General features: G+C 44.7%; 25 protein-coding genes and 1 rRNA gene. 15 read left to right on the forward strand and 11 right to left on the reverse strand.

All coding sequences use genetic code 11. The features are described 5' to 3' along the window. Positions 1-55 precede the first annotated feature (55 nt). The 10 genes from rrf (at position 56) to AAA938_RS19080 (ending at position 9,843) form a co-directional block, all read left to right on the forward strand. Positions 56-167 (forward strand): 5S ribosomal RNA (gene rrf / locus AAA938_RS19035). Between the two features lie 409 nt (positions 168-576). Then, positions 577-1,206 carry a hypothetical protein gene (locus AAA938_RS19040; RefSeq protein ID WP_338230366.1) on the forward strand — a complete coding sequence of 210 codons (630 nt, stop codon included), beginning with the start codon at positions 577-579 and terminating at the stop codon, positions 1,204-1,206. A gap of 72 nt (positions 1,207-1,278) precedes the next feature. After that, a complete protein-coding gene (locus AAA938_RS19045; protein ID WP_338230367.1) occupies positions 1,279-3,708 on the forward strand; it encodes a heavy metal translocating P-type ATPase in 2,430 nt (809 codons plus the stop codon). 1 nt (position 3,709) lies between these two features. Beyond that, positions 3,710-3,898 carry a cbb3-type cytochrome oxidase assembly protein CcoS gene (ccoS, locus tag AAA938_RS19050; RefSeq protein WP_338224079.1) on the forward strand — a complete coding sequence of 63 codons (189 nt, stop codon included), beginning with the start codon at positions 3,710-3,712 and terminating at the stop codon, positions 3,896-3,898. Further along, a complete protein-coding gene (ccoN, locus tag AAA938_RS19055) occupies positions 3,891-6,023 on the forward strand; it encodes a cytochrome-c oxidase, cbb3-type subunit I (protein ID WP_338230368.1) in 2,133 nt (710 codons plus the stop codon). The genes ccoS and ccoN overlap by 8 nt, the downstream gene beginning before the upstream one ends. 11 nt (positions 6,024-6,034) lie before the next feature. Further along, on the forward strand, positions 6,035-6,217 hold the full coding sequence (locus AAA938_RS19060) for a cbb3-type cytochrome c oxidase subunit 3 (protein ID WP_338224080.1): 183 nt from the start codon (positions 6,035-6,037) through the stop codon (positions 6,215-6,217). Continuing rightward, complete coding sequence (locus AAA938_RS19065; protein ID WP_338230369.1) at positions 6,214-7,140, forward strand: cbb3-type cytochrome c oxidase N-terminal domain-containing protein; 927 nt, start codon at positions 6,214-6,216, stop codon at positions 7,138-7,140. Before AAA938_RS19060 ends, AAA938_RS19065 begins: the two co-directional genes overlap by 4 nt. Positions 7,141-7,280: 140 nt before the next feature. After that, positions 7,281-8,711, forward strand: a complete 1,431-nt coding sequence (gene ccoG / locus AAA938_RS19070; RefSeq protein WP_338230370.1) for a cytochrome c oxidase accessory protein CcoG — start codon at positions 7,281-7,283, stop codon at positions 8,709-8,711. Between the two features lie 2 nt (positions 8,712-8,713). Further along, positions 8,714-9,139 (forward strand): FixH family protein, encoded by a 426-nt coding sequence (locus tag AAA938_RS19075; RefSeq protein WP_338230371.1) that lies wholly within the window; start codon positions 8,714-8,716, stop codon positions 9,137-9,139. Next, entirely contained in the window at positions 9,139-9,843 is a 705-nt protein-coding gene (locus tag AAA938_RS19080) for a sulfite exporter TauE/SafE family protein (protein ID WP_338230372.1), read from the forward strand. The genes AAA938_RS19075 and AAA938_RS19080 overlap by 1 nt, the downstream gene beginning before the upstream one ends. Here the strand turns inward: AAA938_RS19080 and hemN are convergent, their stop codons facing one another. The 4 genes from hemN to AAA938_RS19100 all read right to left on the reverse strand — a co-directional run bounded on the left by hemN (position 9,844) and on the right by AAA938_RS19100 (position 14,079). Next, positions 9,844-11,202: an oxygen-independent coproporphyrinogen III oxidase gene (hemN, locus tag AAA938_RS19085; protein ID WP_338230373.1), complete on the reverse strand. Its 1,359-nt coding sequence runs from the start codon at positions 11,200-11,202 to the stop codon at positions 9,844-9,846. Between the two features lie 85 nt (positions 11,203-11,287). Further along, a complete protein-coding gene (locus AAA938_RS19090) occupies positions 11,288-12,331 on the reverse strand; it encodes a vWA domain-containing protein (protein ID WP_338230374.1) in 1,044 nt (347 codons plus the stop codon). After that, complete coding sequence (locus AAA938_RS19095) at positions 12,312-13,208, reverse strand: hypothetical protein (protein ID WP_338230375.1); 897 nt, start codon at positions 13,206-13,208, stop codon at positions 12,312-12,314. The genes AAA938_RS19090 and AAA938_RS19095 overlap by 20 nt, the downstream gene beginning before the upstream one ends. Further along, the gene (locus AAA938_RS19100) at positions 13,201-14,079 is read right to left on the reverse strand and encodes a DUF58 domain-containing protein (RefSeq protein WP_338221619.1); all 879 of its coding nucleotides are present in this window, start codon (positions 14,077-14,079) and stop codon (positions 13,201-13,203) included. Before AAA938_RS19100 ends, AAA938_RS19095 begins: the two co-directional genes overlap by 8 nt. A 106-nt stretch (positions 14,080-14,185) precedes the next feature. Here AAA938_RS19100 and AAA938_RS19105 point away from each other — a divergent pair, with 106 nt between their 5' ends. Together AAA938_RS19105 and AAA938_RS19110 are read left to right on the forward strand one after the other, a co-directional pair. Next, positions 14,186-14,539 carry a DUF4296 domain-containing protein gene (locus tag AAA938_RS19105; RefSeq protein WP_338230376.1) on the forward strand — a complete coding sequence of 118 codons (354 nt, stop codon included), beginning with the start codon at positions 14,186-14,188 and terminating at the stop codon, positions 14,537-14,539. Next, positions 14,539-16,926 (forward strand): endonuclease MutS2, encoded by a 2,388-nt coding sequence (locus tag AAA938_RS19110; RefSeq protein WP_338230378.1) that lies wholly within the window; start codon positions 14,539-14,541, stop codon positions 16,924-16,926. Before AAA938_RS19105 ends, AAA938_RS19110 begins: the two co-directional genes overlap by 1 nt. 123 nt (positions 16,927-17,049) lie before the next feature. Here AAA938_RS19110 and AAA938_RS19115 read toward each other — a convergent pair whose 3' ends face one another. The 6 genes from AAA938_RS19115 to AAA938_RS19140 are packed head-to-tail and all read right to left on the reverse strand — an operon-like array spanning position 17,050 to position 22,694. Beyond that, a complete protein-coding gene (locus AAA938_RS19115) occupies positions 17,050-17,535 on the reverse strand; it encodes a hypothetical protein (protein ID WP_338230380.1) in 486 nt (161 codons plus the stop codon). A gap of 59 nt (positions 17,536-17,594) precedes the next feature. Beyond that, complete coding sequence (locus AAA938_RS19120; RefSeq protein ID WP_338230382.1) at positions 17,595-18,215, reverse strand: ABC transporter ATP-binding protein; 621 nt, start codon at positions 18,213-18,215, stop codon at positions 17,595-17,597. A 1-nt stretch (position 18,216) separates the two neighbouring features. After that, complete coding sequence (gene lpxA, locus AAA938_RS19125; RefSeq protein WP_338230384.1) at positions 18,217-18,996, reverse strand: acyl-ACP--UDP-N-acetylglucosamine O-acyltransferase; 780 nt, start codon at positions 18,994-18,996, stop codon at positions 18,217-18,219. Further along, on the reverse strand, positions 18,993-20,387 hold the full coding sequence (locus tag AAA938_RS19130; RefSeq protein ID WP_338230386.1) for a bifunctional UDP-3-O-[3-hydroxymyristoyl] N-acetylglucosamine deacetylase/3-hydroxyacyl-ACP dehydratase: 1,395 nt from the start codon (positions 20,385-20,387) through the stop codon (positions 18,993-18,995). Before AAA938_RS19130 ends, lpxA begins: the two co-directional genes overlap by 4 nt. 33 nt (positions 20,388-20,420) lie before the next feature. Continuing rightward, complete coding sequence (gene lpxD / locus AAA938_RS19135; protein ID WP_338230388.1) at positions 20,421-21,443, reverse strand: UDP-3-O-(3-hydroxymyristoyl)glucosamine N-acyltransferase; 1,023 nt, start codon at positions 21,441-21,443, stop codon at positions 20,421-20,423. 21 nt (positions 21,444-21,464) lie between these two features. Then, the gene (locus AAA938_RS19140) at positions 21,465-22,694 is read right to left on the reverse strand and encodes an HD domain-containing protein (RefSeq protein ID WP_338230389.1); all 1,230 of its coding nucleotides are present in this window, start codon (positions 22,692-22,694) and stop codon (positions 21,465-21,467) included. Positions 22,695-22,754: 60 nt separating this feature from the next. Here AAA938_RS19140 and porX point away from each other — a divergent pair, with 60 nt between their 5' ends. The 3 genes from porX to AAA938_RS19155 are packed head-to-tail and all read left to right on the forward strand — an operon-like array spanning position 22,755 to position 25,953. Beyond that, the gene (gene porX, locus AAA938_RS19145; protein ID WP_338230391.1) at positions 22,755-24,317 is read left to right on the forward strand and encodes a T9SS response regulator signal transducer PorX; all 1,563 of its coding nucleotides are present in this window, start codon (positions 22,755-22,757) and stop codon (positions 24,315-24,317) included. A gap of 3 nt (positions 24,318-24,320) precedes the next feature. Next, a complete protein-coding gene (gene tsaE / locus AAA938_RS19150) occupies positions 24,321-24,752 on the forward strand; it encodes a tRNA (adenosine(37)-N6)-threonylcarbamoyltransferase complex ATPase subunit type 1 TsaE (protein ID WP_338230393.1) in 432 nt (143 codons plus the stop codon). Between the two features lie 28 nt (positions 24,753-24,780). Next, positions 24,781-25,953 carry an alanine dehydrogenase gene (locus AAA938_RS19155; RefSeq protein WP_420915754.1) on the forward strand — a complete coding sequence of 391 codons (1,173 nt, stop codon included), beginning with the start codon at positions 24,781-24,783 and terminating at the stop codon, positions 25,951-25,953. On the opposite strand, the gene AAA938_RS19160 is transcribed toward AAA938_RS19155, so the two are convergent. Continuing rightward, positions 25,954-26,427: a response regulator gene (locus AAA938_RS19160; protein ID WP_338230395.1), complete on the reverse strand. Its 474-nt coding sequence runs from the start codon at positions 26,425-26,427 to the stop codon at positions 25,954-25,956. Between the last annotated feature and the right edge of the window lie 12 nt (positions 26,428-26,439).

The following is a 26,439-nucleotide window of genomic DNA, read 5'->3' on the forward strand; positions in this document are numbered from 1 at the left end:
GCAGAACACAAGATATTAGATGCAGGCTGATCACTGATCACTGCATACTTACAATTTAGGCGGCCTAGCGCAGGGGTCCCACCTCTTCCCATCCCGAACAGAGAAGTTAAGCCCTGCAGCGCCGATGGTACTGGGGTTACACCCGGGAGAGTAGGTCGCCGCCACATTATTCCAAGCCCGCAGCTAATCCCTGTGGGCTTTTGTGTTTTAGTTCCTTCAGTAAATACAGGAGACAAGAGGCAAGAAACGAGAGTCAAGACGCTGGTAGGGGAATAAGAGAATTGGGATCGGTTTTTTCAACCAAGCCTTTCATGGATTTATTCGAATCGATGATCTATCTCTTCTCAATATTCTAACCTGAGTCTTACTACTTGATTTTTTTTGTTAAAGCCCTCCTATAAGGATATATTTTGAGCTCTTAGACCAGTTCTATGGTATGATAAACCTTAATAGGCCTATAATTTTTCCAAATCAGAAACAAGTCTAGGGCAGAAACTGATTTTTATCATATCCCTGTCCCCTATCCGTCAGGTTCACTCTCCCCTTGCCCGCTTAGCTTTGAATCATTAATTGGTTATGGAGCTAAGGTCAAACATATTTACTTCCCAATTTGAAATGCCTGAGGAGCTAATCCATGAGGTGTTTTGTCATCAGCTACCTGCTGCTTTTTCACCTTTGGCGACTGTACAGGCTCCATGTATCGAGGGAGAAAACCTGAGTTTACTGACGCTCAACCTATACAAGACTTTGGACTGGCTTCATTCCCATCCCATTCCCAAGCCTCTGGAAAAGGAAGTGTGCAGTATTCCTATCCTGCTTTTTGTCCCTAAATTCTCCACCGAGCGCTTATTGTTTCATTACGATGGCACTCCCAATTCCGCTGAATTGATCCGGAAGTTTATTTACCTGTTCAAGGATTTGATATCGGAAAGCAAAGCTACCATCATCTCTCCGAGCTTTATCCCCAAATCCAAAATCAAAGAAGAGCAAGAAATCATTCAATTGGTGAGCAGTCACACCAAAGAAACCAGCTTTATCAAATTCAATTTTTCCCGGATCGGAGACTTTTGGTCTTATGCAGTCAAGCACAACTGCACGCTCCTGGTGACCACCAAAAATTATCAGGCAGATCTTGCCAAAGTTCTCTTTCATTTCTACAAAGGGAAGATTTGGAGTGACAAGCTTTCTTTTTATCTCTCGCTTTAAGTCATAGGATAAGGTGATCAAAATCATGTTTTTCCCAGTTCTCCCCCGCTAATTTTATTTCAAACAGCAGCCATGAGTCAAGCCAAACCATCTACCCTTATAAGCAAATGCTATCACTGCGGTGAAGACTGCGAGGAGGGTGTGGTTGCTTTTGATGACAAAAGCTTTTGCTGTCAGGGTTGTAAGCTGGTTTATGAAGTTCTTTCCCAAAATGATCTATGTGAATATTACGCTCTGGAATCCAGTCCAGGCAAGACACAAAGAAACCAATCCCGATTAAAAAACCGCTTTGATTATCTGGATGATCATGAGGTGGTCAATCAGTTGGTTGATTTCAAAAACGAGCAGGAAAGCCACATTACTTTCCATATTCCTCTTATCCATTGCGCTTCTTGCATTTGGCTGTTGGAAAACCTTTTTCAGATCAATTCTGCCATCATTTCCAGTCGGGTGGACTTTTTGAAAAAGAAAGTTCAGGTCAAGTTTCTCCACCAAAAAATCAGCCTTAAGGAAGTGGTAACCCTACTTTCTACCCTAGGATACGAACCCAGAATCCATCTTTCAGACTTGGGTCAAAAGCCCAAGAATACGGTTGATCGAAAGACTTTGACCAAACTGGGAGTAGCGGGTTTCGCCTTTGGCAACATGATGCTCTTTAGCATGCCAGAATATTTTTCGGAGGCAAAGCTTTTGGGAGAAGGATTCAAGGGGCTATTTGATTACCTCAATGTGCTCCTGTCACTTCCTGTGGTCTTTTATGCCGCAAGTGACTATTACATCTCCGCATGGAATGCTATCAAGCAGCGTAAAATCAACATGGACGTTCCTATCGTTTTGGGGATTTTCGCCTTTTTTCTCTATTCCCTTTGGGAAATTTTCCTTCAGGGTAATGCTGGCTACATGGACAGTCTCGGGGGACTGATTTTCTTTTTGCTTCTTGGAAAAGTCTATCAGCAAAAGACCTTTTCCAGCTTGGAGTTTGACCGGGATTACAAGGCCTATTTCCCCATCGCGGTGACCAGACAGCGTCAGAATCGGGAAGAAGTGATTCCCTTAAGCAAGCTTGAAGTGGGTGATGTGATTCTTGTCCGGGATGAAGAACTGATTCCAGCGGATGCACTTTTGCTCAGCGGACAAGCGAGTATTGATTACAGCTTTGTGACCGGAGAGGAAATTCCCGTTCCGAAGCAGAAGGGAGAATTGATCTATGCAGGTGGGCGGCAAAAAGGGGATGCCATTCTTTTGACAGTGCAAAAATCCCCATCCCAAAGCTATCTGACCGATCTTTGGAATAACGAAACCTTCGAAAAGCCCAATAAGAAATTATTGGAGACCTTGGCCAACCGGATCAGCGGGGTGTTTACCTGGACGGTTTTGACGATTGCCGTACTGGCGTTTTTTTATTGGTTTGGGAAGGACCTGTCTATTGCCGTCAAGGCATTTACCACAGTATTGATCGTAGCTTGTCCTTGTGCGCTTTCCATGTCCACTCCATTCACCTTGGGGAATACCCTAAGGATTTTTGGAAAGAGTAAGTTTTATCTCAAAAATGCTTCAGTGATTGAACGATTGGCCTTGGTGGATACGGTAGTTTTTGACAAAACAGGAACCCTTACCGACCCTGCCAATGCGCAAATTACTTATTCAGGAGAGCCACTTTCCGAGGAGTCCAAATCCATTCTCAAGGCCTTGGTAGAGCGATCAACCCATCCATTGAGTAATCGCATCAATCATTGGCTGGGAGCTATTTCTTCAGCTCCACTTCAGAGTGTAAAAGAAATCAAAGGAAAAGGACTTCTTGGGGAATACAAATCTCAGGAATTCAGATTGGGATCGGCTGAGTTTATCAAGGTAGCAAATCATGATCTACCTGAATCCGGAAACTTGGTTTTTTTCGCAGTGGAAGGGGTTTTGATTGGCTATTTCCACATCCAATCCGGACTTCGATCCAGTGCTCCGGAGGTGGTTAGGGATCTTTCAGGAGGCTTTGGTCTTCATATTTTATCCGGGGATCATGCGCATGAGCAAGCTTCTCTTCAGAAGCGGTTGGAAAAAGAAGTGAGTTTTAATTTCAATCAAAGTCCTCAGGATAAGCTGAACTATGTCCATCAGCTCAATAATCAAGGAAAAACAACCCTCATGGTGGGGGATGGGCTCAACGATGCAGGCGCGCTTCAGGAAAGTCAGGTTGGAATTGCTGTAACCGATCAGGTCAGCCATTTCTCTCCGGCAAGTGATGCGATCTTGGATGCTTCTGCTTTTTCACGAATCCCGAGCTTCCTTTCTTTCGCCCAATCCAGCAGGACCATCATCAAACTGAGCTTTGGACTCAGTTTTCTCTACAATATCATCGGTCTCAGCTTGGCTGTCCAAGGGCTTCTCAGTCCTGTTTTATGCGCCATTTTGATGCCGGCTAGCAGTATTTCAGTCGTCCTTTTCACCACCCTTGCCACTAATCTGATGGGAATGAGAAAAGGACTAATCCATCTAAACAAGAGCTAATATGGAAGTAATCTTTGTTTTAATCGGAGTCAGCCTTGTACTAGCTGTAACCTTTTTGATTCTCTTTTTCAAAGCGATGAAAGACGGGCAGTTTGATGATGGATATACTCCTTCCGTGCGAATTTTATTCGAAAACCAACCCAAAAAATCAATAAAAAGTCAACCAAAAAAAACCAAGTCCTATGAATGATGCTACTTTGGAAAGGTTCCACTATGACAATAAAATTGTCAAGTACTTTGGAGCCGCTACGATTATCTGGGGTGTCGTGGGGATGCTGGTGGGGGTGATAGCCGCTACCCAGCTTTTCTGGCCCGAAGCCAATTTGGGCAATCCCTACACTACCTTTGGCCGGATTAGACCCCTGCATACCAATGCGGTGATCTTTGCCTTTGTGGGCAATGCGATCTTTGCCGGGATCTACTATTCGATGCCGCGCCTTCTCAAAACCCCTATGTGGAATAAAGGCCTCAGCTGGTTCCATTTCTGGGGATGGCAGCTGATTATTTTGTCGGCAGCTATTACTCTTCCCTTGGGTCTGACGACTTCCAAGGAATATGCCGAGCTGGAATGGCCAATTGACATTGCCATTGCCTTGGTGTGGGTTGCTTTTGGCGCCAATATGATCGGTACCCTGATCAAGCGGAGAGAGCGACACATGTATGTGGCGATTTGGTTCTATTTGGCATCATTCGTTACTGTAGCGGTGCTTCATATTTTCAATTCCTTGGAGCTGCCGGTTACGTTCTGGAAGAGTTATTCTGCTTACGCGGGAGTTCAGGATGCTTTGGTTCAGTGGTGGTATGGTCATAATGCAGTGGCATTTTTCCTCACCACTCCATTCTTGGGATTGATGTATTACTTTTTGCCTAAAGCTGCCAATCGGCCGGTTTATTCCTACAAGTTGTCCATTGTCCACTTCTGGTCTTTGATTTTCATCTACATGTGGGCAGGTCCTCACCACTTGCTTTATACCGCTCTTCCTGAGTGGGCTCAAGTATTGGGAACCATCTTCTCTGTCATGCTGATTGCTCCATCTTGGGGAGGTATGGTCAATGGTTTGCTGACTCTGAGAGGTGCTTGGGATAAAGTAAGACAAGATCCTGTTTTGAAATTCATGGTGGTAGCGGTGACTGCTTATGGTATGTCCACTTTTGAAGGACCTATGCTTTCCCTCAAGAACGTCAATGCCATTGCCCACTACACTGACTGGATCGTAGCACACGTACACATCGGAGGTTTGGGATGGAATGGCTTTTTGACCTTCGGGGTGCTTTATTGGATGTGGCCTAGACTGTTCAAGACAAACATTTATTCCACCAAGCTTGCCAATACCCATTTCTGGATCGGGACTTTGGGTATCATATTCTATGCCCTACCGATGTATGTAGCGGCCTTGACTCAGTTCTTGATGTTGAAGGAATTCAATGACGCTGGACGTTTGGCTTATCCTAACTTCCTAGAGACTGTCATTCAGATTGTTCCTATGTATATGTTGAGAGCCTTGGGAGGTTTGCTTTACCTAGCAGGAGCGATCATCATGATCTACAATATGTGGATGACTGCCAAGCAGGGAACCTTCCAGGAGACTGAAGAAGATCAGGCACCGGCTTTGGCAAAAGCTTATAATCCTGCTGGTGAATTCTGGCACAGAGCATGGGAAAGAAAGCCTGTTTTCTTCACCATTTTGGCCACCATAGCCATTGCCATCGGCGGGGTTGTAGAGATCATCCCTACTATTCTGGTCAAATCCAATGTGCCTACCATCAGTTCTGTCAAGCCTTACACTCCTCTGGAGTTGGAAGGAAGAGACTTGTACATAGCCAATGGCTGCGTGGGCTGTCACTCTCAGATGATTCGTCCTTTCCGTTCAGAAACCGAACGCTACGGTGAGTATTCCAAAGCCGGTGAATTCGTATACGACCGACCATTCCTTTGGGGGTCCAAGCGAACCGGACCGGATTTGCACCGGGTAGGGAAAAAGTATCCAGACAGCTGGCACTACCACCATATGGTAGATCCTAGATCCATGTCTCCTGGCTCTTTGATGCCTCCTTATCCTTGGATGACCACCAACGAGCTCGACAATTCTGATTTGCCAGCCAAAATCAGGACGCTTCAGCAACTGGGAGTGCCCTATCCCGAGGGATTTGACGAGCAGGCCATAGCCGAGTATGATAAGCAGGCAGCGCAAATCGTAGCCAACCTGAAAGAAGCAGGTGTGGAAGTAGCATCCAATACCGAAATAGTGGCCTTGATTGCTTATCTGCAGCGATTGGGGACAGATATCAAGCAGCCTACTGCTTCCAACCCTTAATTCGTCGAGCCATGTATAAAGAAGTTTTAAGATCTATCGAGAACATTGAGATTTTCCCGATTATCTCCTTGCTCATATTCGTTCTGTTTTTCCTCGGAGTATTCGTATGGGTACTCCGAGTACCCAAAAGCTATGTAGACCACATGAGTTCTCTTCCTATGGACGAGGATGATGCTAAACCCCACCAATCATGAAAAAGCTAATTGCAATATTTTCCTTTTTGAGCCTATCAGCCTCTCCGGTATGGGCTCAGTCCGCTGAGGAATCCAATTGGTACACTCAGCTCCAAGCCATGGATTCGAGTCAGATTACTATCCTTCTCATTTTAGGTGTAGTCTTGTTTGTGATTGTGCTTTTGCTCATTCTGATGATTTATCTGATGAATTTCATGAGTACTATTCTGAAAAGAGAAAACCCTGAGTTGGCTAATGAGCCATCTTGGTGGGATTCTTTCAAAGAAAGATTTGTAACCGGAAAATTGGACGAAGTGGGAGGAAAGGCTGAAAAAGCCAAAATGATGCAGGATCACTCCTATGACGGCATCACGGAGCTGGACAATTTCATGCCTCCTTGGCTTCAGTGGGTTTTCATCGGAACCATTGGATTTGCTGTAGTCTATTTTGTGAATTACACAGTCTTGGGTAATGGGCCTACCGGAGTGGAAGAATATGAAGAAGAATTGAGACTGGAGGCTATCGCTGCTGAATACAGAAAGGCAAATATGCTAGCCAGCATAGATGAGTCTTCTGTCGTTTTTGATGAGTCTTCCGCAGCCTTAAGTGCGGGTAAAACTATCTTCCAAAATAACTGTGCCGCCTGTCATGCAGCAGACGGAGGTGGGGGAGTAGGTCCCAATTTGACCGATGAGTACTGGCTACACGGAGGTTCTATTCAGGAGGTATTCAAGGTGGTGAAATACGGAGTTGTTGAAAAGGGAATGATCCCATGGCAGGACCAGTTGAGTCCTGAAGAAATGCAGCAGGTATCTTCTTTCATCCTGACTTTGGTAGGAACCACACCGGCAAATCCCAAAGAGCCTCAAGGTGAACTCTTCAGACCTTCAGCCCCCGAGCCTAGTGTGACTGATAGCACCACTGTTGTGGCTTCTATAGAATAAATTTATTGAGGCTGTCTCATAAATCGTTTCGTTGTCAGCCTGAGCGGAGTCGAAGGCCATTTCCAGCTTTCTGGACGACATTTCGACTTCGCTCAATGTGACAAACTTCACTTTTGAGACAGCCTCAAATCTCTTGAATTATGGCAAAGAAGAATCAAAACCCTCATTTGGATCCGGAAAAATTCCGGGATGCTCTGGCAACCGTGCGGGAGGATGGAAAGAGAAATTGGGTCTATCCCAAGAAAGTCTCCGGGCTTTTCTATAAGTATCGAAGCTACCTTTCCTGGCTTCTTTTGGCCATTCTCTTTGTAGGGCCATTTATTCAGGTAGATGGAAGGCCCTATATGCTGTTCAATATTTTTGAAAGGAAGTTTATCATCTTCGGAGCTGCCTTTTGGCCTCAGGATACACATTTGCTGATCTTCCTCTTGCTGATCTTCTTTGTCTTTATCATTCTCTTTACGGTTGTATTCGGGAGAGTTTGGTGCGGCTGGGCTTGTCCTCAGACACTCTTTATGGAGATGGTTTTTCGCAAAATCGAATATGCCATCGAAGGGGATGCCAATCAACAGCGAGCCTTGAATCAAGGTCCTTGGAATACGGAAAAAATCTGGAAAAAAGGGCTCAAGATTTCCATATTTGCCCTTATTTCTCTTCTGATCGGTCATTTGGTGATGGCCTATCTGATCGGGATAGATCAGGTCAAAGAGATCGTGACTCAACCACCCTCAGCGCATTTGGCAGGATTCATTGGGCTAATTGCATTCTCAGGCATTTTCATGTTTGTGTTTTCCTGGTTTAGGGAGCAGGCCTGTTTGGTTGTTTGCCCTTATGGTCGATTGCAGGGCGTTCTTTTGGATGACAATTCCATCAATGTCATGTATGACTATGTCCGTGGAGAGCCTCGTTCACCCATTCGGAAAAATGAAGTCGAAGCTGCCCCGAAAGGCGATTGTATCGACTGTGGACTTTGTGTCCAAGTTTGCCCCACCGGAATTGATATCCGTAACGGCACACAGATGGAATGTGTCAATTGTACTGCCTGTATTGATGCCTGTGATGAGGTAATGGTCAAAGTAGAGCGGCCAAAAGGTTTGATTCGCTATGCTTCCGAGAATAGCATCAAGCAAGGTTTTCAGAAGTTGATCACCGGAAGGGTCAAAGGGTATGTAGTTGTTCTGGCCATCCTAATGGCTGCTTTTGTGGCGTTGATAGCCACTCGATCAGACTTGGAGGGAACAGTGACGCGCTTTCCGGGGATGACCTATCAGGCTAGAGAAGGCGGAATGGTGTCCAACCTTTACAATATCACTTTGATCAACAAGACTTTTGAACCCCAAAGCGTGACTATTGAGTCTTTGGCAGAGGGCATGAAAGTGGAAATCGTCGGAGATATGAATTGGGTCCTGGAGCCTCAGAGTAAGTTTGAAGGCCGGTTTTTCCTCGTCAGAGAGCAAGCTGAGGTCAAAGTCCCTCAGGAAAAAGTACTTCTGCGCTTAGCTGCAGAAGGAGAAGAGTTTGAAGAAATAGAAACGAATTTCATGGCTCCGGTAGGGGCTCAAAACAACTAATTATGGATTGGGGAAAAGGAATTTTGCTGACCATTTTCGCTTTTGTGGCCTTCATCATGGTCTTGGTCGTCATCTCTGTCAAGCAGGATGACATTCACTTGGTCACTGAGAATTACTACGAAAAAGAAATCAAGTATCAAGAACAAATTGAACGAGAAAAGTCTGCTTCTACGCTGGAACGAGAAGTGTTGGTATATGACGGGGCTTCCCGAAGTATGGTCCTGGACCTCCCGGTTGGTGCCAAAGGAAACTTGCAGCTATTCCGTCCATCTGATGCACGTCTTGATCAAGAATTGGCACTGGAAATCACCGAAGCTGGAAAAACCTTGGTTCCTCTGGAAAAACTCAAACCCGGATATTGGCGCGTGCAGCTGACCTGGTCTGAAGAGGGAGTGGAATATTATCAGGAAAAGAAAATTAATATCTGATGCTCTGGACAGCCTTTTTACTTGGGTTTTTGGGATCATTCCACTGCGTGGGAATGTGTGGTCCCATTGCGCTTGCGGTAGGAGGCAGGTCTGGCAATAGATTTCTTTTCAACAAAATCATCTACAATCTGGGCAGGAGCTTGACCTACGCTCTATTAGGTCTTTTGATCGGAGGACTCGGCTTTTCACTTTCTCTTGCAGGTATTCAGCAGGGTGTTTCCATCACCATGGGATTGGTCGTAGTTTTGCTGTCCATCAGTTATAAAAAAGCCGATCAATTTTTGGCTATTCCGGCACTATCTGGAGCAGTATCCTGGATCAAATCCAAACTGAACCACTTCCTCAAATCCGGAAGCAGACTTGCATTTTTCTCTACCGGATTGGTCAATGGCCTGCTTCCATGCGGGATGGTGTATATGGCCTTGGTTGTGGCTATGGGTATGCAAAGCCCATGGCTGGGCGCTAGCTACATGCTGTTTTTTGGTTTAGGCACCATTCCCATGCTTTTGGGCCTGATGGTCTCAGGAAGTTTTCTTCCTGCTATTCGCCGACAGCAATTCCAAAAAGCCATTCCTTATCTAGGATTGATCATCGGGATTTTGATGGTTTTCAGAGGCTTGGGATTGGGGATTCCAGGCTTGAGTCCGGAGTTAGCAGTGTTTGATTATGGCAATCAACAGGTTGAGATCACCGTTTGTCATTGATTAAATCGCCTGACTGAATAATTTTTTAGCCTCTTTGGCCTCTATCATTCTCAGATCAAAAAGCGAACAGATATTTCGTACCACTGCCATTCCGTCTTCGGAAACGCTAAGGTGAAAGCCCTCCAAAGTTATTAATCCTTCTTTTTGAAAGTCAGCTAGCCCGTTTTTACTGCTTACTGGCAATTTTTCCCAAATCGAAAATGGAATTTCAGCATTTCCATTGCATATAATATCCAAAATAAGCTGTCTAACTTCCCGGTCTTCCTGATGGAGTGCATGACCTTTTACCTGTACAAAATTGTCCTTCAGTGTATTTTCCTGATAGGCTAAATGATTCTTTTCATTTTGCGCAAAACCGATTCCGATATCACTGATACTGCTGGCACCCAGGCCGATAAGCATTTTGGAAGTCAAAGTCGTATAGCCCATGAAGTTTCTGTGCAGTTTTCCGGACTCTTTTGCCATGCAAAGTGGGTCATCAGGCAGAGCAAAATGATCCATACCCACCTCCTGGTAGCCCATTTGGATCAGCATTTTTTTACCGAAATCATATAAAGCTCTCTTTTCATTTTCCCCGGGAAGCTGGGCTTCAAAGCTCTTCTGCGCCGGAAATGCCGAGGGCAAATGGGCGTAGCTGTAGAAGGCAATTCGGTCTGGTCTTAATTCCCCTACTTTCTGAAAAGTATCCCTTAGCGTGTCCAAAGTCTGATTGGGAAGCCCATAAATCAAGTCGAAATTGACTGATTGATAGCCCAACTCCCGGGCAGTTTCTGTCGCTTCTTTTACCTTTTCAAAGGGTTGGATCCGGTGAATCGCCTTTTGGACAGCCGGGTCAAAATCCTGGATTCCATAGCTTACCCGGTCAAAGCCCAATTTGGCCAAGACCTGAAGATGATCTCGGGTGGTATTGTTTGGATGACCTTCGAAGCTAAACTCACGAACATTGCTGGGTTGAGCCGTCTTGAGAATTTCTGAGATGAGGTATTCCAGATTTTCAGGAGAAAAGAAAGTGGGAGTGCCTCCTCCCAAATGAATGGCGGAGATCTTTGGAGCCTCTCCGAAAAGGGTCAGGTAGCTTCTCCACTCCCGCAATACTGCTTCGAGATAGGGGTTTTCTACCTGATGATTTTTAGTGATCCGCTTGGTGCAGCCGCAGTAGGTGCAGAGGCTTTCGCAAAAAGGCAAATGGATGTAAAGACAAATCCCTTCCTCTTTTCCAAAATCACCATAAGCTTCCACAACCAGATTCTCCCAGGATTTGGAGTCTAGGTTATTTTCCCAAAAGGGAACAGTGGGATAGGAAGTGTAGCGGGGTACAGGTCGATTGTACTTTTGGATCAATTCGGGAGAAAGGGCCATTGCAGTTCTTTTGCCCAAAAATCCACAGGAAACTCAAGCTATTCTGTGACAAGATTTACCCCAAATCATGACTTTTATCATCCCATCAATCCAGGAGGAAGTTGTTGAGAAAAGAGCTTTTCAAGCTCAGCCAGACTAAGAAGAACAGAATGGCCCAAAACAGGTAGATTCGGTAGTAATCGGTGGTTTCCTTGTATCGGTTTTCCAGAATTTCTGCTTTTTCCAGCGTGTCTATCCGCTCAAAAATCTGCTTGAGCGAATTGTCGTCTGATGCACGATAAAATTCCCCTCCTCCGATTCGGGCAATTTCCCGAAGGGTGGTTTCATCCAGGTAGCTTTCTACCATTTGAGGGCGGCCAAAGAAATCCGTCCCGTAAGGAACCATTCCGTCCTTGCCCACTGCGATGGTGTAAATTTTGATATCGAAAGCTGTGGCGAGTTGAGCTGCAAAAAGAGGATCCACATTTCCCGCATTGCTTTCTCCATCCGAAAGCAAAATCATCACTTTGGATGGGATTTCACTTTCTTTCAGTCGGTTAGTGCCTGCTGCCAAAGCAGATCCAATCGCGGTTCCTTTTGCCTCAATCATATCGAAGCTGATCTCGCTGATCAAATCCGTCAGCAGTTCATAATCATTGGTAAGTGGAGAAAGTGAGTATGCCTCTCCTGCAAAAATGACCATGCCGATCCGGTCTCCAAAGCGGCCGTTGATGAAGTCGATAGCTGTATTTTTTGCAGCTTCCAGTCGGTTGGGAGAGAAGTCCTGCAGGTCCATGGATTCGGAGATATCCATTACTAAGAGGATGTCAATCCCTTCGGTAAACTGCTCCACTCGCTCATTGCTCCGCTGAGGTCTCGCTAGGGCAATTACAATCAGGGAAATAGCCAATAGGAAAAACACCGTAGGAATTAGCCTCAGGTAGGTCCAGGGGTTTCCTTTTGCTATTCTTTTTGGGAGAGAGAGCTCGAGCACCGGATTTTTGAGTGCTTTGACAAATTTGCGGATCAGGATCAGCACAGGGATAATCCACAGCAGGTTCAGCAGCATCGGCTTTTCCCATTCGTAGCTTTGAAAGGTCTCCGGCAGAAACCAGGACCAGCTAAAAAACTCAAGCAGAAGTTCTCTCATGATTGATTCGGGTTAGCTTTTCCTGATAAGTCTTTTGTGCCAAATCCAGCAGGTAATCCGTAGCCAGTTGAGAATCCGTGGTGTCTCCAGCATAAATGATTCTATCCAAAGCTCTGAGCACTTTCAGAATTTCGACATCCTGAAGGGTTTCGGCGATTTCTTTGGAGGTCCACTCCTGATACGGCTGTCCGGTAAGGTGCTCCATGTATCCTTTCCAAAGGCCGGTGAGTTCATCGGCAGTTTCAATACTTGGTTGGGATTTGAGCAATTGGGTTTGTTTTTCCCACCTTTTTTGAAATCTCTTCCATCTTGCCTTTTCGGTCCGTACTCTAATAAAGTCTTTGATTCTTTTGTAAAAGAGGAGGAAGAATGCCCCCAAAAGCAAAATCACCGCGCCTGTCACCAGCCCAATCATCAACCAATTGATTGACTTGTCCAAAGGCTGATAGACATTGTTTTCCCGGAAAACCAGCTCCTCGGGGATGGAGTCCAGCATCAGCTTCAGCTTGAGCTCGGCCTCATTGGAGAAATAGGTAAGGCTATCGTATCGATTGACCTCATAGACCGGGAGGGAAAGATAGACACTTGGGTCTAGAGAAAAATTGGAAAGGTAATACACCGCACTGTCCAAGGTCGTTCCTTCGCTGGTGGCGGAGATGTAGGTTTTCTTTTCCAGGAGCACCAAAGGAGAAAAGTCGTAGGTCGAATCCGGAAAGAAAACCTGACTGCTAGCCGGATATTTGGCCTTGAGTACAAAGCCAACCCGCTCGCCCAATCGGGCAGAATCCTGAGTGAAATATCCCTCCACTTCCACCTGTTGACTCCAGGCAAGATGAGCGAATCCCAGAAAGAAAATAATGGCTAAAATTCTACCCACGTTTCATCCGTTTGTTTCGGTACTTAAACAGATCGATCAGCGGAGCCACGATATCCTGCGTGGTATCGATGGCGAGGTAGTTGATCTGATTTTTTTTGCAGAGATCTTTCAGATGATCCCTTTCTGTGGTAAAGGTGTCGGCTATTTTCTTGGAAAAGCTTCCAAATACAGTATTGACCCAGGTGGTTTTTCCGGACTCTTTATCATAGATCGGCACTATTCCCAAAGAAGGCAAAGCCGATTCCCTCGGGTCAGTGAGCTGAATAGCGACCAAATCGTGCCTCTCTGCCAGAGATCGAAATGACCGGTCATAGTTTTCATCTATAAAATCAGAAATGACGATGATGATGCTTCTCTTTTTGATCAGATTGAGAGCAAAGGTAAATAACCCATTAAGATCCGTTTTTTGACTTTTATTGGCATGGTCAAAAATTCCCCGGATTACCTTTACCCCCTGTTTGCTTCCTTTATTCGGCAGGATGAGTTGTTCTTTCTGATCTGAGTAGGAAATCAATCCTACCTGACTTCCCTCGTACACTGCCGCAAGCGTCAAGACTCCGGCAATCAACTTGCCCTGATCTATTTTTTTATTGCCCAGCTGTCCGATATCCTGACTTCCGGAGATGTCCAGAAGAAAATAAACGGATTGCTCCTTGTCTTCGCGAAAGGTTTTGACGAATGTGCCGTGACCTTTGGCGGAAACTTTCCATTCGATCGTTCGTACATCATCTCCGTATTGATAAGGGCGGAGATCGTCAAATTCGAGGCCGGATCCTTTGAAAAGGGATTGGTATTCTCCCTGAAGGTGATTGTTGGCCACCTTCCTGATCATGATTTCGTACTTTCGGAGTTTGCTGAAAAGCTGATTCATCCAGGGAAAATTGAGAGGCCTAAGTTAAAGCCTTGTACCGAATTATAAAATTGGTCTTCCGGCAATGGTCTGGGGATAATCCGTTAAAATACCCTAATTTTAGGCTGTGAATCGAATTCTAATCCTTTTACTTGCTCTGGTGCTGGTCTTTTCCTGTAGAGGAAAGAATAGTCCTCCCCCGGGCATTCTGTCTGAAGACCAAATGGTAATGGTCCTCACCGATATTCAGCTGACAGAAGGAAAAGTCAGCGCGTTACCTGTTTCCTATGATTCCTCTCAGGTACTTTATTCTTTGTTGGAAAAAGAAGTTTTTTTGAAACATTCGGTTTCCGATTCGCTTTTCACTCAAAGTATGTTGTATTACCTGGAAGATGCAAAGGCAATGGAGCAGATTTATGCCCGTGTCATTGACTCTCTGACTGTCTTGGAAACCATCCCTGGAAAAGAGCAAAATTTCTGATGCTATACCCTTCCAATCTCGAGCAAAAAATCAATTTCGTAAAAATCAAGGATCAGCTGAAGGAGGAGTGTACCTCTCCACTTGGGCAGGAGTATGTTGATAAAATCGCATTTTCATCCGACTTCAAGCTGGTCAATAAGCTTCTGGATCAGACGGAGGAGTTTTTATCCATTTTGATCTCAGGGGAGGTCTTTCCCTCATCCAATTTTACCAATCTCACCCCTTATCTGGAAAAGGCGAAGCTGGAGGGAGCATTTCTGGAGCAGGACGAATTTTACGAAGTCAAGCTAGCCCTTCAGACCCTAAAGAGTTGCATCGTATTTTTTCAAAAAAACGGAGAGCTATATCCAGCGTTGAGTCAGCTTTTGGGTTTGGTGCTGGAGTTGGATTTGGGACTCTTGAGGGCGATTGATCAGATCATCGATGAAAAAGGCAAGGTCCGAAGCAATGCCAGCAAAGAACTGCAGCTAATCCGAAATCAGTTGATCTATGAGGAATCCCGCCTTCGAAAGGTTATGGAGCGGATCTTCAAAGATGCCCGAGCCAAAGGTCTGACGCCAGAAGATGCGGCCATGACCATCCGGGGAGGCAGAATGGTGATTCCGGTAGCTGCGGAGAATAAAAGAAAGCTCAGAGGTTTCATCCATGATGAATCTGCAACCGGGCAAACTGTCTTCATGGAGCCCGAGGAAGCCCTGGATATCAATAATGAAATCCGGGATTTGGAGTACATGGAGAAGCGGGAGATTATTCGGATTTTGACCCAGCTTACTGATCGGATTAGACCTTCCATTCCAGCGCTCAGGAAAGCAACCAACTATCTGGGTTTGATTGATTTTATCCGTGCCAAGGCCCGATTTGCCCAAAAATCAGATAGTACAAAACCCGTTTTGGTTAAGGAACGAACCTTGGATTGGACTAAGGCCAGACATCCTCTTTTGGAAAAAGCGCTGAAAAGCCAGGGAAAATCGATCATCCCTCTGAACGTCCATCTGTCTGGTCAGCACCGCTTGCTGGTTATTTCCGGTCCTAATGCGGGAGGAAAGTCTGTCACTTTGAAGACGGTCGCATTGCTGCAATACATGCTGCAGTGTGGTTTGCTGATTCCTGTTCACCCGGATTCCAAGAGCTCCCTGTTTGACCACCTTTTCATCGACATCGGAGATGAGCAAAATCTAGAAAATGACCTGAGTACCTACTCCTCTCACCTGATGAGCATGAAGTACTTTACTCAGTTTGCCAATAAGCGGACGATTTTATTTATCGATGAATTTGGAACGGGAACGGAACCTCAGTTTGGAGGAGCAATTGCCGAGTCTATTCTGCTTGAATTGAATCGCTTGGGGGCCTTTGGGGTAGTGACCACTCACTATGGGAATCTCAAGCGCCTGGCGGAGAAAAATCAAGGCTTGGTCAATGGAGCCATGAGGTACGATGTGGACCGATTGGAGCCCATGTATCAGTTAGAAATTGGCAAGCCGGGTTCATCTTTTGCCTTGGAGATTGCCTCAAAAATCGGTTTGTCAAAGGATATCCTGAGTTACGCCAAGTCTCATATCGGTGAGGAGCGTGTCCGCTACGATCGGCTTTTGACTCAGTTGGAGAATGAAAAAAATCAATACTCCTCACTATTGGAGGAAGTGAAAAAGAAAGATAAGCTACTTCAAACCCGTCTGAAGGAATACAATCAGCTCAAGGAGACCCTGGAGCTTACCAAGAAAAGACATATTCAGGAGGCAAAAAAGGAAGCCAAATCACTTTTGGATCAAACCAATAAGAAGATTGAGGCGGTGATTCGGGAAATCAAAGAAGGAAAGGCAGAGAAGGAAATAACCAAGCAAGTCCGAAAAGATCTCGAAGAATTCAAACAGGAAATTCGCCCAGAAAAAACCGTGATTCCTGAACCTGAGGTTCAGGTGATCGGAGGTAAGATCACCGTAGGAGATTGGGTGAGAGTCAAGGACAATGGGGCTATCGCAGAGGTAATCGGAATCAAAAACAAGGATGTGGAGCTGTCTATTGGGGATTTGAAGTCCAATGTGAAACTTTCCCGACTTGAAAAAATCTCAAAAACTGAAGCAAAAAAGGAGTTTAAAGCAGTAGAGCGAAGGGGGAATTACAACACCAACGAGAAGATGATGGAGTTTTCTACCAATTTGGATCTTCGGGGAAAAAGGGGAGAAGAAGTGCTGCCAATGATCCAGACTTTTATAGACGAAGGGTTTATGCTGGGGGTGAAAGATCTCAGGATCGTCCATGGAAAAGGCGATGGAATCCTCCGGGATATCACTAGAAATCTCCTGCGAACCATGCCCCAAGTAGGGAAACTTGAAGATGAACATGCAGATCGAGGTGGGGCAGGAGTTACGCTCGTTACGCTAAAGTAACCTCTAAAAAGGCCTATATTTCTTTTGAAGATTAATTGGGGAAGACAAGTATTCAGATATTAATCCAAAAGAAAAGGGTGCTGGAATTTTGATCCAGCACCCTTTTCTTTTCAATTCATAACTTTATTTTTTCAACAAGGTAAAGGTGTAATTCCCTGCTATGGCAAAAGTTCCGTTTATCCTTGCACCTGGGGCAGGAATGGTCAGTTGTAGTCGAAGGGTGTTATTTTCCTGGGTAAAAGAAATTTCTCTTCCAGCTGCAGGCTTTGATCCGGTAAGGGTAAACTTATCAAAGTTGGTTCCTGCAAAAGCCCAGTTTCCTGATTGGTCAAACAATTCGTTGCTATTTCGGGAGGTGTAGGTTTTAGATGACCCTGCATTGAGGATCAACTCGAAGCCAGAGTAGATATCTGTGACGTCTCGGTTGTCTCGAGTGACAGAACCCCCTCCGGATACTACCCAAGATTGGGTGCCAGATCCAGTTAAAGCTTCTGTAGCCAATTCTTCAGCTGATTTGGGAGGCTCAGGAGTAGGATCATCGCCACCACAGGAGGGTAAAGCAAGAATCAAAAGAGCAGCAAGAAACAAGTAGGATAGGTTGACTTTCATAAAAACAAACTAAGGAATGTAAAATTAGAGATATCGGCTAAAGATCAAAATATCAAAGACTACTTATAATCTTCGAGTGCAATTTTATTTGTCGAAAACTCATATTCTCTGGGGTCATTTGAGCAGACAAGGAGTGTTCGGTTTCTTTTATATTTTCCTATCAAGTCTTGATACCATTGAACACCTTTTTGATCCAAATTGGAAGTGGGCTCATCCAAGAGCACCAAAGGCACATCCGAGAATAATGCCAAGCCGAGTTTTAACCTTTGTTTCATTCCGGATGAAAACTGAGCAATCTGCTTTGATTGATGCTCTTTGAGGTAAATGATATCCAGCAAATCATTCGTAGTAATTCCTTCCAATGGTCTTTTGAATTGAAAATGGAAGCAAATCAGCTCGGAAAGGGTGAATTCCTCCGGTACTTCGAGATAAGGGGCAGCTATAGAAAGAAATTTATATTTATCCCCGTCATCTATTTCTTTTCCCTCCAACTTGAAACTTATTTTTCCGGATGAAATGGGAATTACTCCTGACAAGCACTTTAGGAGAGTAGATTTACCGGAACCATTTCCACCTGTGATGGCAAGGGCATCTCCGGAATTGATCGTCAAACTGAGTTTTTTAAAAATCCATTCGTATTGAAAGCGCTTGGAGACTTCCTGTAGCTGGATTTCTAGCATATCAGTTGATATAGCCTTTCATTACCCCTCTTTCCGAAGATCGGATAAAATTGAGGATCTCATCCCTTTCTTTAGTGGCTGGAAGATTAATTTCGATTTCTTCCAGAGCCCGACTATTATTCATGCTATTCAAAAACAGGTAGCGATAGACTTCCTGAATATGAGCAATGGTCTCACTGGAAAAGCCTCTTCTTCGCAAGCCTAGGGAATTTACACCCGCATAGGAAAGCGGTTCTCTCGCAGCCTTGGTAAAAGGAGGTACGTCCTTTCTCACCAATGATCCACCCGATATCATCGCATGCATGCCGATTTTCACAAACTGATGAACTGCACTGGATCCTCCTACTATAGCCCAATCGTCAATTGATACGTGTCCTGCGATCTGTACGGAATTGGCAATAATGACATTGCTTCCAATCACGCAGTCGTGCGCCACGTGAACGTAAGCCATCAGAAGACAATTACTACCCACTACTGTAGTCTGCTTGTCCACTGTTCCTCTTGATATGGTGACACATTCACGAATGGTAGTATTGTCTCCAATCACGACTGTAGATTCCTCTCCTTGAAACTTAAGGTCTTGTGGAATGCCGGCAATGACAGCCCCAGGGAAAATCTTGCAGTTTTTACCTATTCTGGCTCCAGGAAAAATGGTGACATTGGATCCGATCCAGGAATTTTCCCCGATTACCACATCTTCATGAATCATGGTAAAAGGATCTACATGGACATTCTGGCCCAATTTTGCGCTGTCGGATACAGAGGAAAGAGGACTAATCATGATTCTTTTCGAGTTATGCTAGCGGTCATTACAGCTTCACAGACCAGAGTATTGCCTACGTAGGCCTCTCCTCTCATCTTGGCTATTCCCCTTCTGATTGGGGCCAGCAGTTCACATTTAAAAACTAAGGTGTCTCCCGGAAGGACCATTTTTCGAAACTTGCAGTTTTCAATTCCCAAAAAGTAGGTCCAATAGTTCTCTGGATCATCCACTGTACTTAGCACCAAAATACCTCCAGTCTGAGCCATGGCTTCTACCTGAAGGACTCCTGGCATCACAGGGTTGCCTGGAAAATGGCCCATGAAGAATGGTTCATTCATGGTGACGTTTTTCACTCCTGCCACAACCGTATCATCCAAGTAAATGATTTTGTCTAAAAGTTGGAAAGGATAGCGGTGAGGGAGGATATTGGAGATCTGATTGATATCCATTACCGGAGGGAGCTTTGGATCATAGTAGGGGATATGGGATGCCCCTGCTTTTTCCATTGCCCGCTTGAGTTTTTTGGCGAAAGCCACGTTAGCGGCATGTCCCGGTCTGGCCGCCAAAATCTGAGCTTTCAATGGTCGACCTACCAGAGCCAAATCTCCAACTACGTCCAGCAGTTTATGCCTTGCAGGCTCATTTTTGTATCGAAGGTCTACATTGTTTAGAATCCCTTCTTTTTTGACCTCAACAGTTTGCTTGTTGAACATCTTGGCTAGGTGGGCCAATTCGTCTTTTTCAACCACTCGGTCTACCACCACAATCGCATTGTTGAGATCGCCTCCTTTGATCAAGTTGGAGTTGTACAACATCTCCAGCTCATGCAAAAAGCAGAATGTACGGCAGGAAGCAATTTCCGGTTTGAACTGACTGATGTCGGTAATCGAGGCGTGCTGGCTTCCCAAAACCGGAGAATTGTAATCTACCATCACAGTTACTCGGTAGTTGTCAGTAGGCAAAGCCACCATCTCCACTTCCCGGGAACTGTCCTTGTATTGGATGCTTTCCTGCACTTCAAAAAATCTCCTGAGGGCATTTTGCTCCTCCAAGCCGGCATCTTCCAAAACTTCGATGAATTGGATAGAGGATCCATCCATGATCGGAGGCTCCGGTCCATCCAGCTGAATCAAAACATTGTCTATTTCCAATCCCACCAGAGCGGCAAGCACATGCTCTACGGTGTAGATTCTTGCGCCATTTTGCTCAAGTGTAGTGCCTCTGGATACATCTACCACCAAATCGCAATCCGCATCCACGGTGGGTCTACCTTCAAGGTCAATTCTTTGAAATTTGATTCCGTGATTGGGTGGGGCAGGTAAAAATGCCATATTGGACACCACGCCGGTGTGAAGTCCTACTCCGGAGAGTTCTACCTGTTTTTTTATGGTATGCTGTTTTACTTTCATCTTTTGCCCTTTGGAAAGGTTTGGGCTGCAAAATTAGTCCTTTTTTTCGAGTTCTTTGATTCGCTTCTCCAAGGCATCCAGATTTTTGAAGATAGAATAGGATTTGAGGAAGTTTTTTAATTCAAATCCCATATAGCCAAAAAGGGTCTGCCCCGGCTCTTTAATGGATTTACTGACCCCAGTATTGGCACCTATGGTGGTATTGTCAGCGATTTTAATATGGCCTACAATACCTGCTTTGCCAGCGATGACACAGTTTTTGCCAATTTCAGTAGAGCCTGAAATACCAGCCTGAGCCGCGATTACGGTGTTTTCGCCTATGATGACATTATGAGCTATCTGGACCTGATTGTCGATTTTCGCCCCTCTTTTTATGATTGTTGAGCCCATAGTGGCTCTATCCACGGTGGTGTTGGCTCCTATGCTTACATGATCTTCCAATATCACATTGCCAATCTGTGGAATAGCCCGATAAGTGCCATCTGCCTGAGGTGCAAAGCCAAATCCGTCCGAGCCGATTACTGCACCGGGGTGAATTTCGCAGTTGGACCCAATTACAGAGTCCGCGCAGATTTTCACTCCGGAGTGAATTATGGTATTGTCTCCGATTTTGACACGGTCTCCCAAGTAGGCATGAGCGTGAATTTTCACTTGAGCCCCTATTTTGCAATTTTTACCTATATACGAAAATGCTCCGCGGAAGCCATTTTCGCCCATGGAGCTGCTTTCATGCATGGTTGAGGGCTCCTCTACTCCGACCAAGGCCATTTTTGAGAATTGGTCATAGGCTTCCAATAAGGTAGTGAACCCGGAGTAGGCATCTTTTACCCGGATTAGAGTGGTGCTGAAGGGTTTTGACGCATTAAAATCCTCTGAGACTATCACAGCTGTAGCTTTAGTCTCATAGAGATGCGGTTCATATTTGCTATTAGAAAGAAAACTGATTCCTCCAGGCAAACCCTCCTGAATTTTATCCAGTCGGTTTACTTTCTGATTTTCATCCCCCTCTACTTTTCCACCTAAAAGAGCGGCTAATTGGCCTAAAGTAAATTCCATATTCGGATCAAGAACTTATTGTCAGGATAAAATTAAATTTTTCGCTTTACATACATAGTATTTCTCTACGATCTTGCTCATCACTTTGATATTCGGTAGGTCGGCGGCTGTGGCCACATCTACTACTTTGCCTTTTTTTGTCAGGATATTGATCCGGTCAGAGGCCAGGTAGCCGTAATTGCTCACTTTGCCATGAGAGAAGAAATAGTCCAAATCCGCTGATGGTATAGCCAGTTTTTGACGGGTTTTTTCCATTTGCTCTTGGATTTCCTCTGGGGAGAATGGATCATTGACTAGATTGATTTTGAATAAGTTTCTGGTCAAAAACATTCTGGAAATATTTTTCAGCACATAATCTGGGTGAGACTTCCACAACTTGATCGCTCCCCAGATATCAAAATCATCCAACTGGAGAAACTGTTCCAAAATTTGCGGATTTGACTGGAAATCCTTCAGATGTAAAGGGTTTTTTAAGAAAAAATCAAATTCTTCGGATACTTGAAAAGATAGCCCCTGTCGAGCAAGGGTTTTTGCCCGGGTGATCAGATTGATCAGCATTTTTTCAGCACTGACAGTGGTCTTATGCAGATATACCTGCCAATACATCAATCTGCGGGCACTGAGGAAGTTTTCGATGGAGTAGATTCCTTTTTCCTCAATGACCAATTGATCCTTGTGTACTGCCATCATTTTTATGATCCGGTCTGCGCCTATCGTCCCTTCTGATACTCCTGTGAAAAAGCAATCCCGCTGTAGATAGTCCAGTCGGTCTATATCCAGCTGGCTGGAAACCAGTTGATTGAGAAATTTTCTAGGGTATTTGTTTTTGAAAATGGAGATAGCCAAGTCCAGCTGTCCAGCAAATTCCCGATTAAGGGCCTCAATGGTAAGTATTGACAGTTCTTCGTGGGGAATGCCTTCAAGCAGACTAAACTCCAGCGCATGCGAAAATGGACCATGACCAATATCGTGGAGTAAAATAGCGATCAAAGCGGCTTCGTATTCGGAATCTGAAATATCTGTTCCTTTCAGCCGGAGATTGTCTAACGTGATGCTCATCAGGTGCATAGCGCCTAAGGCATGGTGAAATCGCGTGTGAAGGGCGCCGGGATACACAAAGTCTGTCAAACCCAACTGCCTAATCCGGCGTAATCTCTGAAAGTACGGATGATCAATGATCGCAAAAATCAACTCACTCGGGATGGTAATAAAACCATAAACTGGATCATTGAGTATTTTCTGGCTTTTCAATCAGGGTCCATTTGTTTGGACCAAAAGTAATTATAATTTTAAAATTAAAGGGAAAACCCAATGGCTCAAAAGTTCCGGATTCTGTGGGCAGATGATGAAATCGATCTGCTCAAACCCCATATTCTTTTTTTAGAGCAAAAAGGCTACGAAATAGTCACCGTCAACTCAGGGGTCGATGCTATCGACGAAGTCGAGTCGGATAATTTTGACGTGATATTTCTTGACGAAATGATGCCAGGTATGACCGGTCTGGAGACGCTTCAGCAGATCAAGCAGATGAAACCTCAAATCCCGGTGGTCATGATCACCAAAAGTGAAGAAGAGCACATCATGGATGATGCTATCGGCGGAAAGATTGCAGACTACCTGATCAAGCCGCTCAATCCAAGTCAAATCTGGCTTTCGGTCAAAAAAATCCTTCAAAACAAGCAGCTGATCGATACCAAAACCACTCAGAGCTATCAGCAGGATTTCATGCAGATCAGTATGGCATTAGGGGATGCACATAGCCCGCAGGATTGGGAGGATATTTATAAAAAACTCACCTTTTGGGAACTGGAGATCGACGAGACTCAAAACAAAAGCATGCTTGAGGTACTGGAGACCCAAAAATCCGAGGCCAATTCTTCCTTTGCACGTTTTGTAAAAGAGAATTACCTCGATTGGATGGAGGAGAAAAATCAGGAAAAGCCTCTACTTTCAAACCGGGTCATGAAGGAAAAGGTCTTTCCTAAAATAAAACCCGGTAAACCCTTGTTTTTCATCGTAATTGACAATCTGAGATTGGACCAATGGGAAGAGATCGAATCCTTGATCTCACAGTATTTTGTCTCTGAGGAGAAGGATACCTATTTCAGTATTTTGCCGACTACCACTGCTTTCGCCAGAAATGCCCTCTTCAGCGGGATGATGCCTTTGGACATGGCAAGATTCTACCCCAATCTTTGGGAGGATGAAGATTCCGATGAGGGGAAAAATAATTTTGAGGAGGATTGGCTGAGAATCAACCTGGAAAAGAATAGACTCAATATCAAATTCAGCTATCAAAAGATCCTGCAGACTCAGCAGGGAAAAGCCGTCTTGGACCAATTTCATTCCTTATTGCAAAATGACCTCAATGTGTTGGTGTACAATTTTGTAGATATGGTATCCCATGCGCGGACAGATATGAAAATGATCCGTGAACTTGCTCCCGATGAATCTGCTTATCGATCCCTGACCCGAAGCTGGTTTGAGCATTCTTCCTTATTTGAGCTTTTCAAGAAAATCCATCAGGCAGGCTTGGAAGTAATGGTCACCACTGACCATGGGACAAAAAAAGTGAACAAACCCTACCGGATCATCGGAGACAAAAACGTAACGACCAATCTCAGGTACAAGCAGGGCAAAAATCTCAATTTTGAGTCCGGGAAGGTATTCGAAGTCAAGCGTCCCGAAGATGCCAAGCTTCCGAGGCTGAATGTCTCCACGACTTACGTATTCGCTGTGGAGGATTATTTCTTCGCATATCCTAATAATTACAACTATTACGTCAACTACTACAAGGACACCTTTCAGCATGGAGGGATTTCTTTAGAAGAAATGATCGTGCCTTTCGTACATTTGAAGGCTAAAGAAGGATAAAGATTGACAACAATAGAATATAGCCTTTCGGAAATCGATTCAGTGGCAAAGGAGCTGATCAAGCATGCCGGAGAGGAGAAAATCTGGATTTTCCAAGGGCAAATGGGAGCCGGAAAAACCACTTTAATCAAAGCGCTGTCCAAAGCCTTGGAGGTAGAGGATGAGGTAAGTAGTCCTACTTTTGGAATCGTCAATGAATATCAATCCCCATTGGCCGGGAAAATTTATCATTTTGATTTTTACCGATTGGATGATCCCGATGAAGCATTGGATATTGGAATAGAAGAGTATTTTTATAGCGGGAATTACTGCTTGATAGAATGGGCCGAAAAAATCGCTCCTTATCTTCCTGATGAATTTGTCCAGATTAAAATAGAAATCTTAGCTAAGGAAAGTAGAAAGATCCACCTTCAAAAAACCCAAGATGCCTACTGAACTTTCTCCCTTGACCTCCATGGGCCTAATGACCAAAGAGTCTCCCCTTTCTACCAAAAAGGGAGGTCAGCCTTTGGTAATTGGATTACCCAAGGAAATTTCCAATCAGGAAAGAAGGATTGTACTCACCCCAGAGGCAGTAGGCTTGCTCAGCAACAATGGGATTCAAGTCATGGTCGAATCCGGTTCCGGGCTTCAGGCAAAATTCAAAGATCAGGATTATTCTGATGCCGGGGCTAAAATTTCCTATTCGAGAAGCGAGGTACTGGCTGCAGATGTTCTCTTGAAAATTGCCCCTCCCACTTTGGAAGAAATCAAGGAAATGTCCCCAGGCGCGTGTCTTATCTCAGCATTGCAGTTAGAAAACCAAAGTGCGGAGTTTATCCATGCTCTCAACGAAAAGAAAATCACTGCCGTAGCTTTTGAATACCTTGAGGATAAGGTAGGGGGGATGCCTGTGGTCAGGGCCATGTCAGAGATAGCTGGAAGTACGGTCATGCTGATAGCTTCCGAGTACCTTTCGAGTGTCAATGAAGGGAAAGGTCTTATTCTGGGAGGAGTGACCGGAGTGCCTCCGACTCAGGTGGTAATCATCGGAGCAGGAACAGTCGCTGAGTATGCAGCAAGAACGGCCTTAGGCCTCGGAGCAAATATCAAAGTCTTTGACAACCATATATACAAACTACGCAGAATCAAGCAGCTGATTGGTCAGCAGATCTATACTTCCACGATAGACAATTTTACCTTAAGTCAGGCTTTGGCAGAAGCAGATGTGGTCATAGGGGCCCTTCGCGCCGAAAAAGGAAGAAATAAAATCGTAGTCACTGAGGAAATGGTGGCCAACATGATGCATGGAAGTATTATCATCGATGTGGGTATCGATCAAGGTGGCTGTATCGAAACGGCCAGAATGACTTCTCATGAAGCTCCCGTCTATCAGATCCACGACGTGATCCATTATTGTGTTCCAAATATCGCTTCACGTGTGGCAAGGACTGCTTCTTATTCTCTAAGCAATATTTTCACACCCATTGTCTTGCAAATGGCCGATTTAGGCGGTGCCGAGGAGATGATTTTTAATTACAAGTGGTTTTTGAGAGGGGTGTACACCTATCGGGGAAGTTTGACCCATGCAGTGCTGGCCAGAAAATTTGGGTTAAATCACAAAGAGCTCCAATTGCTTCTAGCAGCCAGATATTGATCAGGACAATAGATTTTGCCTCAGCAGAAATTCCAGCTGTTCATTCGCTTTCAACAAAGCTGCTGTAAGTCTTTCATTTTCTCTTCTCAAAGAATAAACTTCGAAGGCGTTTTTGATTACTGTTCTCAAATATTCTTCCTCCCAAGGTTTGGTGAGGTAGTGGTACACTTGACCCTTGTTGATCGCATCAATCACTGCTTGAATGTCTGTGTACCCTGTCAAAAGTAACCGGATAGGCCTTGGGTGTATTGGGATGATACTTTCCAAAAATTCGACTCCGGTTTTTTCCGGCATTCTTTGGTCTGTAATGATGATATCTATCTCCTCTTCATTGAGAATTTTCTCCCCTTCCTCAGCAGATATCGCTAAAAAGACCTTATAGTCTCTTCGAAAAGTGGCTTTAAAGGCTTGAAGATTGTTCTCTTCATCATCTACATAGAGAACTTTGATCTTTTCTTCGTTTTGACTTTCCATTGAGTTTTTGCC

The sequence above is a fragment of the Algoriphagus taiwanensis genome, from assembly GCF_036245645.1.
Classification (GTDB): Bacteria; Bacteroidota; Bacteroidia; order Cytophagales; family Cyclobacteriaceae; genus Algoriphagus; species Algoriphagus taiwanensis.

Coding starts and splice junctions, on each gene's coding strand:
- AAA938_RS19040 (WP_338230366.1), top strand. CDS start 577: ATGGAGCTAAGGTCAAACATATTTACTTCCCAATTTGAAATGCCTGAG.
- AAA938_RS19045 (WP_338230367.1), top strand. CDS start 1,279: ATGAGTCAAGCCAAACCATCTACCCTTATAAGCAAATGCTATCACTGC.
- ccoS (WP_338224079.1), top strand. CDS start 3,710: ATGGAAGTAATCTTTGTTTTAATCGGAGTCAGCCTTGTACTAGCTGTA.
- ccoN (WP_338230368.1), top strand. CDS start 3,891: ATGAATGATGCTACTTTGGAAAGGTTCCACTATGACAATAAAATTGTC.
- AAA938_RS19060 (WP_338224080.1), top strand. CDS start 6,035: ATGTATAAAGAAGTTTTAAGATCTATCGAGAACATTGAGATTTTCCCG.
- AAA938_RS19065 (WP_338230369.1), top strand. CDS start 6,214: ATGAAAAAGCTAATTGCAATATTTTCCTTTTTGAGCCTATCAGCCTCT.
- ccoG (WP_338230370.1), top strand. CDS start 7,281: ATGGCAAAGAAGAATCAAAACCCTCATTTGGATCCGGAAAAATTCCGG.
- AAA938_RS19075 (WP_338230371.1), top strand. CDS start 8,714: ATGGATTGGGGAAAAGGAATTTTGCTGACCATTTTCGCTTTTGTGGCC.
- AAA938_RS19080 (WP_338230372.1), top strand. CDS start 9,139: ATGCTCTGGACAGCCTTTTTACTTGGGTTTTTGGGATCATTCCACTGC.
- hemN (WP_338230373.1), bottom strand. CDS start 11,202: ATGGCCCTTTCTCCCGAATTGATCCAAAAGTACAATCGACCTGTACCC.
- AAA938_RS19090 (WP_338230374.1), bottom strand. CDS start 12,331: ATGAGAGAACTTCTGCTTGAGTTTTTTAGCTGGTCCTGGTTTCTGCCG.
- AAA938_RS19100 (WP_338221619.1), bottom strand. CDS start 14,079: ATGAATCAGCTTTTCAGCAAACTCCGAAAGTACGAAATCATGATCAGG.
- AAA938_RS19110 (WP_338230378.1), top strand. CDS start 14,539: ATGCTATACCCTTCCAATCTCGAGCAAAAAATCAATTTCGTAAAAATC.
- AAA938_RS19115 (WP_338230380.1), bottom strand. CDS start 17,535: ATGAAAGTCAACCTATCCTACTTGTTTCTTGCTGCTCTTTTGATTCTT.
- AAA938_RS19120 (WP_338230382.1), bottom strand. CDS start 18,215: ATGCTAGAAATCCAGCTACAGGAAGTCTCCAAGCGCTTTCAATACGAA.
- lpxA (WP_338230384.1), bottom strand. CDS start 18,996: ATGATTAGTCCTCTTTCCTCTGTATCCGACAGCGCAAAATTGGGCCAG.
- AAA938_RS19130 (WP_338230386.1), bottom strand. CDS start 20,387: ATGAAAGTAAAACAGCATACCATAAAAAAACAGGTAGAACTCTCCGGA.
- lpxD (WP_338230388.1), bottom strand. CDS start 21,443: ATGGAATTTACTTTAGGCCAATTAGCCGCTCTTTTAGGTGGAAAAGTA.
- porX (WP_338230391.1), top strand. CDS start 22,755: ATGGCTCAAAAGTTCCGGATTCTGTGGGCAGATGATGAAATCGATCTG.
- AAA938_RS19155 (WP_420915754.1), top strand. CDS start 24,781: ATGACCAAAGAGTCTCCCCTTTCTACCAAAAAGGGAGGTCAGCCTTTG.
- AAA938_RS19160 (WP_338230395.1), bottom strand. CDS start 26,427: ATGGAAAGTCAAAACGAAGAAAAGATCAAAGTTCTCTATGTAGATGAT.